This is a genomic window from Dactylosporangium sp. NPDC005572 (genome assembly GCF_040605515.1).
Classification (GTDB): domain Bacteria; phylum Actinomycetota; class Actinomycetes; order Mycobacteriales; family Micromonosporaceae; genus Dactylosporangium.
In genome coordinates this window covers 30,593-41,707 of sequence record NZ_JBEXCY010000094.1, presented here as the reverse complement: position 1 = coordinate 41,707, position 11,115 = coordinate 30,593, and the positions used below count along the sequence as shown (strand labels likewise).

The window sequence follows — 11,115 nt, the reverse complement described above, 5'->3', positions numbered from 1 at the left end:
GGCACGCCGGCGGCCGCGCGGGCGCGCGGCGGCGTCGGGTCGGTCAGCCGCAGCGCCCCCTCGGCGACCACCAGCTCCGGCTGCTCCGCGACCACCGGGGCGATCCCCAGCGTCTCGTGCAGCATCGTCGCGACCAGCGGCATCCGGCTGGAGCCGCCGACCAGGAACAGCCCGCCCATGTCGGCCCGGCCCACCCCCGCCGCCGTGAGCAGCGTGTGGGCCATCGCCACGCTCGGGGCCAGGACCGGGCGGGCCAGGCGGTCCAGTTCCTCGCGGCCGAGCGGGACCTCCCGGCCCAGCGACGGGACCATGATCACCGTGCCGCTCGCGCGGGACAGCATCTCCTTGGCGGAGCGCACGTCGTCCCAGAGCCGGCGGCGGGCGGCCGGATCCCGCCAGAGCTCGCCGTACACACCCTGTAAATGCCGGACGATCGCGGCGTCCACGTCGAGTCCGCCGAGCTCGTCGAGGCCGTCGGAGGCGACCGGGGTGAAGCCCTCCGGCTGCCGGCGCAGGAGGGTCACGTCGGCCGTGCCGGCGCCCAGGTCGTACACCATGAGGAAGGAGCCGACCGGGAGCTCCCTCCCGTGCGTGGACGCGAAGAAGGTGGCCGCGGCCAGGGGCTCGGCGACGAGGGTGACCGACCGCAGGCCGGCCCGGCGGGCCGCCTCCTCCAGACGGCCGCGGCGCCCGCCGCCCCAGTCGGCCGGGTGGGTCAGGACCGCCTCGGCGACCGGGCCGGCCACCCGCTCGGCCTCCCCGGCGATCCGGCCGAGGACGGCGGCGACGAGGTCGCGGACGTCGATCTCCGCGTCGCCGAGCAGCACGCGGGACTCGTCGATGCGGCGCTTCGGGTTGGGCTCGAGCCGCTCCGGCGCGCTGCGGGCCAGGTGGTCGGCGTCGCGGCCGGTGTGCAGGCGGCCGTCGGTACCGGCCAGGACCGCCGAGGGCAGCAGCGGGGAGCCGTCGAAGAGCAGGGGCTGGACCCGCCCGTCCGGGCGGCGCACCACCCCGATGGTCGTGGAGGTGCCGAAGTCGACGCCGAGCCGCGGACCCGTCATGGTCGGCGAGACTAACGCATCCGCACCGGCACCCGGCCCCGGCGCGGCCGCCGGGGTTTGGTGCCCGGCGGTACCGTTGCGGGGCATGATGCCGACGGTGCAGGTTGTTTTTCCCCGCCATGTGTTGTGCGTCCTCGGCCGGGGTCTGGACCTCGACCTGGTGGCGCGCATCGCCGGCGAGACGCCCGGGGTGGAGTTCGACCCGGGCGGCGCCGCATCTGTCGCCGACCCGCGGATGGGGCGGGCGTTCCAGGTCTCGTCGACGGACGGCAGCTTCGGCGACGCCGACCGGGACGCCGTCGAGCGCCACGACACGGTGGCCTACCTGCTGTCCGAGCCGGTCCGGCGGGCCGTCGCCGGCGACGTCGCGGCGCGGATGCTGGCGCTGGTCGCGCGGCTCTTCGCGGCCGGGGCGACGGCCGTCAAGAACGAGAGCAGCGGCATCACGCACGGGCGGGCGCGGTGGTTCGAGCTGGCCGGCCTGGCCGCCGGCGGGCATCCCGACCGGCGCATCGTGGCCCTCTACCGCGCCTGGGTGCAGCGGCCCATCCAGCACGACCACGGCATCCACACCTGCGGCCTGCACCTGCTCGGCGTGCCCGACGTCGAGCTGGCCGGGGGCACCGTCGCCGACGTGCCGGCGATGGACGCCTTCGCGGGCCACCTCCTGCTCGAACGGCCGGCGCTCTACAGTGGCGACACCTTCCGGGCCGAGCCCGGCGCGAAGCGCTGGACCGTCGAGCACGGGGCCGACACCAGGCACCCCGACGACGACTTCTTCCACAACCCGTTCGGCGTCTGGCGGCTGCGCCCCTACTAGGCCGGCACGGTCACGGTGGCGCCGAAGGCTGCGGTCTCCTCCGCGATGCGGTCGGGGTCGCCGCCGTCGACGCCCAGGGCGAGGGCGGCCGGGTAGGGCCGGACCCGGGCGCCGGCCGCCTCCAGGGCCAGGATCAGGCCCAGGATCCGGCCGTCGAGGGACTCGTCCGGGGTGAGCAGCACCCGCCGCTCGTGGGCCTGGGAGCCACCCCCGCCGGTGAACGCCGCCTGCACGAGCTCGGCCGTGGAGCGGGTCATCGTGCGGGTGGTGTTGACGCCCGGCGGGGTCGGTGAGTACACCGGCCAGTAGGCGTGCCGCTCCCCCGCCCGCGGCCGGCGCGGGTGCCCGGCGCAGTGCCGCAGGAACCCGGGCAGGTCGGTGGCGTTGTGGCGGATCGCCTCGGCGACGAGCAGGGCCCAGGTGAAGCCGCCGACCAGGCCCCAGGCGGCGCCGTCGAGCCGGCGGGCGGCCGACCAGGCCCGCACCTCGCGCAGCAGCGGGCGGAACACCGCCGGGTCCAGGCCCGCCAGCAGGGCGTCGGCGTCGCGGACGGCGAGGATCGAGCGGCGGCCGGCCTCGTCGGGGGCCGCGTCCGGGTCGAGCCGGTCGACGTCGCGCAGCGCGACCTGCTGCACGTCGACGCTGACGCCGGCCACCTCGCCGCGCAGCACCGGCACGACCGCGCCGGCGAGCCGCGCGCCGGGCAGCACCGCGGCCAGGTCGGCGAGCGGGTCGCCGCCGGGCGTGGTGACCCAGACCAGGTCGAGGTCGGTACCGGGACCGGCGACCCCCAGCCGGACCGAGCCCACCACGTGCACCCGGGAGCCGGGCCGCACCGCCTGGCACGCCTCGGTCACCAGCTGCCGGGCCGGGTCGTGGCCGGTGGCGAGCGGCACCGTGCGGCGCACCACGAACGGCTCGGCGCCGCGGCGGCTGATGAGGTCGACGGCGTCGACGGTGCACTCGACCGGCTGCCACTCGCGCTGCCAGCGGGCCACGGTCGCGGCGATCCGCTCGGGTGGGCCGGTGAGCTTGGCGACCGTGAGGTGCGGGGTGAAGCCGCCGCGGCTGTCCTGTTCGGTGCAGCCGGGGAACCGGGCGGCGAGCGCGGCCTGGAGGGTGCGCACCGCGTCGGCCGGCTCCGTCTCCGGCTCCAGCCAGACGGTGGTACTGCCGGCGTGCTCGAACGTGCGGAAGCGGGCCAGCCGGATGCGGATCGGGGCGCGGCCGCTCACGACCTCGGTGACCGCCTCGGCGGCGGCTGGGAAGTCGGCCTCCGGCACGAAGCCGTAGACGAGGTTGACGTGCGGCATCCAGCGCCGGTGCGACGGGTCGTGCGCCTCCCGCAGCGCCTGGATCGGCGCCCAGGCGTGCGCCGGCGGCCGCAGCACGAGGGCCGACGTGTGGACCGACGCCGCGTCGACGGTCCGCTCGGCCGGTTGCAGCAGCGCGGTGACGCCGAAGTGGTCGGAGACGAAGTGGTCCGGCTCGAAGGGCTGATCGCCGAAGCGCTCGACGGCGACCGGGGTCAGCGCGCCGCGCACCAGGATCCGGTCCAGCCGACCGGCCCGGCCGGTGCGCGAGGCGACCGCGGCGAGCGGGTTGACCGCGGGGTCGAAGGTGAACCCGGCGTCGTGCGGGTGCAGAGCCCGCCACGCGTCGGCGAAGCCGGGCACCTCGGGCGTGGTGTCGTCGCTGACATTGAGGTCGGCGAGCACGACGGCGGCCGCGAGGTCGCCCCGGCCGAGCCGCTCCTCGATGACCCGCAGCTGGTGCTCGCGGCGCTGCTCGGCGCCCTCGGTGTGGTCGCTGGTGAGGTGCGCGGCGACGAACCCGGTGGCGCGGCCGTTGAGCACGGTGTGGCCGAGGACGAGCCGCTTGTACGCCGAGAGCCGGTGCGCCTCCAGCGTCAGCGGCCACCGCGACAGCAGCGTGGTGCCGTAGCCGACGTCGGGGTCGGGCCCGGCGGAGACGTGGTAGCCGGCGCGGACCCACGGCGCGGCGAGCAGCGCGGCCCACAGGTCGTGGGTGACCTCGTGCAGGGCGACGACGTCGGCGCCGAGCCCTTCGAGCAGCTCGACGCAGGCCGGGACGCGCAGGTGCGGGTAGGTGAGCTCGCGGTCGTAGGCGTCGGAGAGCACGTTGAACGTCGCCACCTGGACCGCGTCGGCATGCACCGGCGCGGGCGGCCCGGCGGGCACCCAGTCGCCGGCCGCGGCGTCGAAGCGCAGCACGGCGGCCTCGTCGAAGGCGGCCGTCCGCCGCCGACGCACGGGGGCGGCCGCGGGCGTATCCACCGGCGCGGCGAGCGCGGCCAGGTCGGCGGCCGGGGTGTCGCCGGAGCCGAAGACCAGGTCGACCCGCGACCGGCGGTCCCAGACGGTGCGCTCGCCGGCCTTGACGTACTGCACCCGGTGCCACGGCACGTCCCCGCCGGCGACGAACGCGGGCAGCGGGGCCTCACGGATCCCGGCGCCGCGCTCCTCGTAGCCGACGACGAACCGCCCCGCGTCGAGCGTGGCGTCGTACCGGATCCGGGAGACGACCTCGTGCACGGGACGCAGTCCGCTGCCACGCCCCTTGGTCATGCTCCGTAGGGTAGGCGCCCGCCGCGCGCCCCTGCGACCGGTTTCCTACTGATACGGCGGGTACGGCGGCTGCGGCGGATAGCCGGGCGGCGGCTGCGGCGGGTAACCCGGCGGCGCGTACGGCTGCGGCGGATAGCCCGCCTGCGCGTACATCTGGGCCAGCTGGCGGTCCCGCCGGTCCCGGCGCCGGCGCAGCAGGATGACCAGGGTCGCGACGAGCAGGACCAGCACGACGAGGCAGCCCAGCGGGAAGAGCATCCGGCCGAGGAGATAGCCCGCCCGGTACGCCGGGTCGTCGGTGTCGCCCGGCGCCGGCTCGGCCCACGCGGGCAGCGCGGCCGCCAGGGCGAGTGCCGTCCCGGCCGCTCCCGCCGCGCCGACCGTGATGATCATCCGCAACCTCATGGGGTGGCAGCCTAGTTGATACCGTCGATGTTCCGTCACTCCGGCGTCGCCCCGGGCTGAGCTGCGGCGGGGCCCCGAGTCGGGTTGGCGGCTGTCGCCGAGCGGACCGGCGGCCGGGGCAACCGTCCGTACGGTGTGGGCCACATCAACCCACTCCACGGAGGCGACCCTTGTCACCCACCGGTCACGCCGTCGTGCTCGGCGCCAGCATGTCAGGTCTGCTCGCGGCACGCGTGCTCAGCGAGTCTTTCGATAAAGTCACCGTTTTCGATCGCGACACCCTGCCCGAGGGTGCCGCCCACCGCCGGGGCGTGCCGCAGGGCGAGCACTCCCACGGCCTGCTCGCCCGGGGCCGCCAGGTCCTGGAGGAGCTGTACCCGGGCTTCGGGGACGACCTCGCCGCCCGCGGCGCCCTGCCGGTCGACCTCCAGAACGACTGTGTCTGGGTGTACGGCGAGCGGGCCGTCCCGCGCGTGCCGAGCGGCCTGGCCGGGATGTGCATGAGCCGGCCGCTCATCGAGGCGTACGTCCGGGAGCGCACCACCGCCCTGGCCAACGTCACCGTCCTGGACGGGCACGAGGCGACCGGCCTGCTGTTCGACGGGCAGCGGGTCACCGGCGTCACCATCCGCGCCGTGGACGGCGCACCGCACGACGTGCCGGCCGGCCTGGTCGTCGACGCGACCGGCCGGGGCAACCGCGGGCCGACGTGGCTGGCCGCGCTGGGCTTCGGCCGCCCGGCCGAGGAGCGGATCGACCCGCTCACCACCTACGTGTCGCGCGACTACCGCCGGGTGCCGGGCGACGCCGACTTCACCGCGTTCGTCTGCGGCTCCCGCGCGACGCGTCCGTACGGCGGGGTCGGCATCGCCGCCGACGGTGACCGCTGGATGGTGACGCTGTTCGGCGTCGGGATGGTCCCGCCGACCGACCCGGCGCAGTACGCGGAGTTCGCCGCGCGGCTGCCGGACCCACGGCTGTACGAGTTGCTGCGCCGGGCCGAGCCGCTGGGTCCGCCGATGAAGCTGCGGCTGCCGCCGAGCGTGCGCCGGCGGTACGAGCGGATGACCCGGCTCCCCGACGGGCTGGTCGCGATCGGGGACGCGATCTGCAGCTTCAACCCGGCGTACGGGCAGGGCATGACCGTCGCGGCCGCCGAGGCGGCCGAGCTGCGCGCGGCGGTCGCGGCCGGGCTCGACGGCCTGCCGGCCCGGTTCTACGCCCGGGCGGCGAAGGTCGTGGACACGCCGTGGGACATCGCGGTCGGGGCCGACCTCGGCTTCCCGGACGTCGTGGGCGTGCGGACCGGCAAGACCCGGTTCCTCAACGGCTACGTGGCCCGGGTGCAGACCGCGTCGGAGCGCAGCGCGGCGGTGGCCGAGCGGTTCCTGCGGGTGGCCAACCTGGTGGCGCCCCCGCAGGCGCTGTTCGCACCGCCGATCCTGGCCCGGGTGCTGTGGCACAGCCGCGGCGGCACTCAGGCCAGCGCCTCCGACCGCACGAACCGGGCCACCAGCACGTGGGCGGCGAACAAGGCGTAGCCCACCACCAGCGGTGCCGTCACCGGCACCATGGCGCCGAGCGCGGCGGCGATGGTCGACACCCCGGCCACCATCGCCGCCGCGACCGGTTGCCGCCACACCGTCCCGGCCGCCCAGCGGACCGCGGCGCGCCAGCCCGGGACGTCGTCCCGGCCGAGGCGGACCACGGTCAGCACGGCCACCGCGAGCAGTGCGACGACAGCGGCGCCGGTGCCGACCAGCACGGGCAACCCGCCCGGGACCCGGCCGGAGGCGACGGCGCCGACGTTGAACAGCAGCAGCCAGGCGACGACCACCGCGAGCGCGGCGGCGGCGAGGCCCGGCAGCAGGGACGAGCGGAAGATCCGCCACAGCCGGCGCAGGTCGACGCCCTCGCCGGCCACGATCGAGGCGATCGCAGCCGAGCCGGCGCGCACCGCGGCGCCCGCCGTGACCAGCGGTACCGAGGCCGCTGTCACCGCGAGGCCGACGAGTGCCACGTCGGCCATGACCGTGTAGGTCTCCCGCCAGTCCCGGCGCATCGCGCTATCCCTTCAGGCCCGAGGTGTTGATGCCCTCGACGAGCATCCGCTGGAATGCGACGAAGAACAGGAACACCGGCAGCAGCGACAGCACCGACATCGCGAACATCGGGCCGACGGCCGACTGGCCCTGCGAGTCGATGAACAGCCGCAGCGCCACCGGGACCGTGTACTTCTCCAGGTCGGAGACGTAGACGAGCTGCCGGAAGAAGTCGTTCCAGGTCCAGATGAAGGAGAAGATCGCGGTCGTCACCAGCGCCGGCCGCGACAGCGGCAGGATCACGTTGCGGAACACGCCGAAGGACGAGCAGCCGTCGATCTTCGCGGCCTCGTCGAGCTCGCGCGGGATGCCCCGCATGAACTGCACCATGAGGAAGACGAAGAACGCCTCGGTCGCCAGGAAGTGCGGCACGATGAGCGGCAGGTAGGGGAACTCGCCGCCGACCAGGCCGAGCTCGCGGAACACGATGAACTGCGGGACGATGAGCACGTGGCCCGGCAGCAGCAGCGTGCCGATCATGACCGCGAACCACATGCCCCGGCCGCGGAACCTCAGCCGGGCGAAGGCGTAGGCGGCGAGCAGGCACGAGACGGCGTTGCCGATGACGACGGCGACCGCGACGAGCGTGCTGTTGAGGAAGAACCGCCCGAAGTTCACGTCGAGGTGGTTCCAGCCCTCGGGGTAGTTGCCGGGCGAGAAGTCCTCCGGGAACACCCCGGCGTTGCTGAGGATCTCCTGCTGGCCCTTGAACGAGGTGCCGAGCATCCACACGAGCGGGTAGAGGATGACGGCCATGATCGCGAGGATCACGACCAGCCGGATCGCCTTCATCGGTCGTCCCCGTCCGCGTAGTGGACCCAGAACCGGCCCGTGGTGAACAGCACGACGGTGAGCAGGCCGACGGCCGCCAGGAACACCCAGGCGAGCGCGGAGGCGTAGCCCATCTCGTAGTCGGTGAAGCCCTTGATGTACAGGTAGAGCGTGTACATCAGGGTCGAGTCGACGGGTCCGCCGGTACCGCCGGAGATGACGAACGCCGAGGTGAACCCCTGGAAGCCGTGGATCGTCTCCAGCACCAGGTTGAAGAAGATGACCGGCGAGAGCATCGGCAGCGTGATGGAGAAGAACCGGCGGATCGCGCCGGCGCCGTCGACCGCGGCCGCCTCGTAGAGCTCCTGCGGGACCTGCTTGAGGCCGGCCAGGAAGATGACCATCGGCGCGCCGAACTGCCAGACGGCCAGCAGGATCAGGGTGCTCAGGGCGTAGTCGGGGTTGTTCACCCAGCCCTCGCCCTCGATGCCGAACAGCCCGAGGAACGAGTTGAAGGAGCCGTCGCGGTTGAACATGGTGAACCACACGATGCCCAGGGCGACGCTGCCGCCGAGCAGCGACGGCAGGTAGAACAGGCCGCGGAACAGCCCGACGCCGAACATGTTGCGGCTCAGCAGCAGCGCCACGCCGAGCGCGGCGGCCAGCTTGAGCGGGGTCGCGACGACCGCGTACAGCACGGTCACCTGGACCGAGTGCCAGAACGTCGGGTCCTCGGTGAACATCCGCTGGTAGTTGTCGAAGCCGATGAACTTCAGCTCCGACCACTCGGAGAGGATGTCGTAGTTGGTGAAGCTCAGCACGAGCGACATGAGCATCGGCGCGGCCGTGATGGCCATCAGCCCGAGGAGCCAGGGGCTGAGGAACAGGTAGCCGGCGACGCCTTCGCGGCGGGTCCCCCGCCCGGCCCGCCGCTTGGCGGGGGGCCGGGCGAGGTGCCGCGTAGGCCGCTCAGTGGTGGTCAGGGCCACTGGAGGGGTCCTTACTTGGAGATGGCGGTCTTCACTGCGGCGACGAACGCTTCGGCGGCCTGCTGCGGGCTGGCCTTGCCGGCCTGGACGGACTCGGCGGCCTTGATGAGCTCGGACCGCAGCGTGCTGTGGCCCTTGAGCGGCACCTGCGGCGAGGGGCCGAAGGTCTTGCCGAGGGTGTTCTCGATCTCGATGGACGTCTTCATCGCCGGGTCGGTGACGCTGGCCGCGACGGCGCTGCGGATGTCCAGGTTGGACGGCAGGCCGCGGTCGGTGCCGAGGACCTTGCCGGCCTCCGGGTCGTTGGCGAGGAAGTTGATGACGTCGACGGCGACGTCCTTCTTGTCGCTGCCGCGGTACACCGAGAAGTACATCGAGGCGCGGGCCCACTGGGCCTTCGGGTCGCCCGGGTAGGACATGACGCCGAGCTGGTCCTTGGTGTTCTTCTGCAGCTCGGGCAGCTGGTTGACCCACACCCAGGAGGTGAGCGCCTTGCCGGTCACCACGAGCTGCTTGGTGATGTCGGTGGCGTTGCCCTCGCGGATGACGTCGGCGGTCGGGGTCGCCTTGCGGTCGCGGGCGCCCTTCCACAGCTCGAACCACTTCACCACGTCCTCGGTGGCGAAACCGAGCTCCTTGCCCTTGTACAGGTCCTTGTTCTGCTGGCGCAGCCAGACCCAGAAGGCCTTGTAGTCGGCGCTCGGGTCCTGGGTGCCCGGGACCTTCGCCGCCGTGCTCGCCTTCTCCGCCCAGGAGATGAAGTCCTCCCAGCTCATGCCCTGCGTGGGCAGCGGCTGGCCGGCGGCCTCGAGCTTGGTCTTGTTGTAGACCAGGCCCTGGGTGTTCTCACCGAAGGCGACCGCGGCGAGCTTCTCCTCGACGACGCCGTACTTCCACAGGCTCTCGGGGAACTTCGTGGTGTCGAGCTTGCCGGACTTCTGGTACGGGCTGAGGTCCAGCGTGACGTTCCGCGACGCGTACTCGGTGAGGTAGTTGTCGTCGATCTGGAAGATGTCCGGGGCCTCGTTGCCGGCCGTCAGGGTCGCCAGCTTCTCGAAGTACCCCTGGTTGGCCTGCCAGGTCTTCTTGAACGTCACGTTCGGGTGCTTCTTGGTGTAGAGCGCGAGGGCGTCCTCGGTCAGCTTGGCGCGGGCGTCGCCGCCCCACCAGAAGATGCTCAGCTCGACCGGCTTGGTGGAGTCGACCGACGGCGATTCGCCGCCGTCGTCACCGCACGCGGCGAGCGGGACGAGCAGGGCGGCCGCGACGGCTGCGGACAGCAGCCGGCGGCGGGAGGTTCCGGACATGGATGTCACTCCTAGGCAGGGGACTAGGCAGAGAACTACGAACGGAATTGCGGACGGAGTTACGGACGAGATGCGGTGCGCGGCTCGGCCGGAGCGGGACCGGTCGAGTCGCGGACGACCAGTTGCGTCTGGAGCGTGACCAGTGCGGTGGTGCGGGTTTCCTCGTCGTGCTGCAGCAGCATGTCCACGGCCGCCCGGCCCGCGGCGGCGGTCGGTGTGGCCACCGTCGTGAGCTTCGGGCGGATCAGCCGGCTGAGCATGATGTCGTCGATGCCGACGACGCTGAGCTCCTCCGGCACCCGGATGCCGCGGTCGTGCAGGCCCTCCAGCAGCCCGATCGCCATCAGGTCGTTGTAGGCCAGGACGGCGGTCGCCCCCGTCTCGAGGACGGCGTCGCAGGCGGCCGCGCCCGCGGCCTCGGTCGGCTGGTAGGGACCGACGGCGGTCAGCGTGGCGCCGGCCGCCTTCGCCGCCAGCGCGGCGGACCGGCGGATCTCCCGGTTGGTCCAGGAGCCCCGCGGGCCGCCGAGCAGGGCGATGTCGCGGTGGCCGTGGGCCACCAGGTGTTCGATCGCGGTGCGGGCGCCGTGTGCGACGTCCATGACCACCGCGGGGAGCCCTTCGACGGGCCGGTTGACCACGACGAGGGGCACCTCCTTGCGGAGCTTCTCGATCAGGTCGTTGCTCATGCGCGGGCTGCACAGGAGCACCCCGTCGACCTGCTTGGCGAGCGCGTGGACGAGATCCTCCTCGGCCACCGGGTCCTCGTTGGTGTCCGCCACGAACAGGTGGTAGTCGCGGCTGCGGGCCTGCGACTCGGCCGCCTTGATCAGAGGCGGGAAGAACGGGTTCGCGATGTCCGCGACGATCAGGCCGATGTTGTGGGTGCGGCCGGTGATCAGCGCGCGGGCGGCGCGGTTGGGGCGGTAGCCGAGGCTCTCCGCGGTGGACAGCACCCGGCTGCGGGTGTCGGGGTTGACCAGGTGCGGTGCCGAGAAGGTGCGGGACACGGTGGAGACATGGACGCCGGAGGCGCGGGCGACATCTCGGATCGTGGCGGGCACTGGGTGGT

10 protein-coding genes are annotated in these 11,115 nt (G+C 73.5%); 2 read left to right on the top strand and 8 right to left on the bottom strand.

Annotated elements, in window-relative coordinates; genetic code table 11:
- Nucleotides 1-1,061 (bottom strand): Hsp70 family protein (locus ABZS66_RS34565; RefSeq protein WP_354765155.1); only part of this gene is annotated, 1,061 nt, incomplete at its 3' end.
- Nucleotides 1,062-1,146: 85 nt separating this feature from the next.
- Between ABZS66_RS34565 and ABZS66_RS34560 the strand changes: the two genes are divergently transcribed.
- Complete coding sequence (locus tag ABZS66_RS34560) at nucleotides 1,147-1,881, top strand: hypothetical protein (protein WP_354765153.1); 735 nt, start codon at nucleotides 1,147-1,149, stop codon at nucleotides 1,879-1,881.
- Here ABZS66_RS34560 and ABZS66_RS34555 read toward each other — a convergent pair.
- Together ABZS66_RS34555 and ABZS66_RS34550 are read right to left on the bottom strand one after the other, a co-directional pair.
- Entirely contained in the window at nucleotides 1,878-4,469 is a 2,592-nt protein-coding gene (locus ABZS66_RS34555) for an RNA repair domain-containing protein (RefSeq protein WP_354765151.1), read from the bottom strand. The two genes, ABZS66_RS34560 and ABZS66_RS34555, sit on opposite strands and share 4 nt — an antisense overlap.
- Nucleotides 4,470-4,514: 45 nt before the next feature.
- Nucleotides 4,515-4,874 carry a hypothetical protein gene (locus tag ABZS66_RS34550; RefSeq protein WP_354765149.1) on the bottom strand — a complete coding sequence of 120 codons (360 nt, stop codon included), beginning with the start codon at nucleotides 4,872-4,874 and terminating at the stop codon, nucleotides 4,515-4,517.
- 170 nt (nucleotides 4,875-5,044) lie between these two features.
- On the opposite strand from ABZS66_RS34550, the gene ABZS66_RS34545 reads away from it, so the two are divergent.
- Nucleotides 5,045-6,415, top strand: coding sequence for an FAD-dependent oxidoreductase (locus ABZS66_RS34545; RefSeq protein WP_354765147.1), 1,371 nt, complete (start codon nucleotides 5,045-5,047; stop codon nucleotides 6,413-6,415).
- On the opposite strand, the gene ABZS66_RS34540 is transcribed toward ABZS66_RS34545, so the two are convergent.
- The 5 genes from ABZS66_RS34540 to ABZS66_RS34520 all read right to left on the bottom strand — a co-directional run bounded on the left by ABZS66_RS34540 (nucleotide 6,352) and on the right by ABZS66_RS34520 (nucleotide 11,107).
- Nucleotides 6,352-6,936 (bottom strand): hypothetical protein, encoded by a 585-nt coding sequence (locus ABZS66_RS34540; protein ID WP_354765145.1) that lies wholly within the window; start codon nucleotides 6,934-6,936, stop codon nucleotides 6,352-6,354. The genes ABZS66_RS34545 and ABZS66_RS34540 overlap by 64 nt on opposite strands.
- Before the next feature lie 4 nt (nucleotides 6,937-6,940).
- Nucleotides 6,941-7,768 carry a carbohydrate ABC transporter permease gene (locus tag ABZS66_RS34535; protein ID WP_354765143.1) on the bottom strand — a complete coding sequence of 276 codons (828 nt, stop codon included), beginning with the start codon at nucleotides 7,766-7,768 and terminating at the stop codon, nucleotides 6,941-6,943.
- Entirely contained in the window at nucleotides 7,765-8,634 is an 870-nt protein-coding gene (locus ABZS66_RS34530; RefSeq protein ID WP_354765159.1) for a sugar ABC transporter permease, read from the bottom strand. Before ABZS66_RS34530 ends, ABZS66_RS34535 begins: the two co-directional genes overlap by 4 nt.
- Before the next feature lie 113 nt (nucleotides 8,635-8,747).
- Nucleotides 8,748-10,043, bottom strand: coding sequence for an extracellular solute-binding protein (locus ABZS66_RS34525; protein ID WP_354765141.1), 1,296 nt, complete (start codon nucleotides 10,041-10,043; stop codon nucleotides 8,748-8,750).
- A gap of 59 nt (nucleotides 10,044-10,102) precedes the next feature.
- Nucleotides 10,103-11,107: a LacI family DNA-binding transcriptional regulator gene (locus ABZS66_RS34520; RefSeq protein WP_354765139.1), complete on the bottom strand. Its 1,005-nt coding sequence runs from the start codon at nucleotides 11,105-11,107 to the stop codon at nucleotides 10,103-10,105.
- Nucleotides 11,108-11,115: the final 8 nt, after the last annotated feature.

What these genes read in the sequence shown, in the direction of transcription:
- ABZS66_RS34555 (WP_354765151.1), bottom strand. Translation starts at nt 4,469, where the DNA reads ATGACCAAGGGGCGTGGCAGCGGACTGCGTCCCGTGCACGAGGTCGTC.
- ABZS66_RS34560 (WP_354765153.1), top strand. Translation starts at nt 1,147, where the DNA reads ATGATGCCGACGGTGCAGGTTGTTTTTCCCCGCCATGTGTTGTGCGTC.
- ABZS66_RS34550 (WP_354765149.1), bottom strand. Translation starts at nt 4,874, where the DNA reads ATGAGGTTGCGGATGATCATCACGGTCGGCGCGGCGGGAGCGGCCGGG.
- ABZS66_RS34525 (WP_354765141.1), bottom strand. Translation starts at nt 10,043, where the DNA reads ATGTCCGGAACCTCCCGCCGCCGGCTGCTGTCCGCAGCCGTCGCGGCC.
- ABZS66_RS34540 (WP_354765145.1), bottom strand. Translation starts at nt 6,936, where the DNA reads ATGCGCCGGGACTGGCGGGAGACCTACACGGTCATGGCCGACGTGGCA.
- ABZS66_RS34535 (WP_354765143.1), bottom strand. Translation starts at nt 7,768, where the DNA reads ATGAAGGCGATCCGGCTGGTCGTGATCCTCGCGATCATGGCCGTCATC.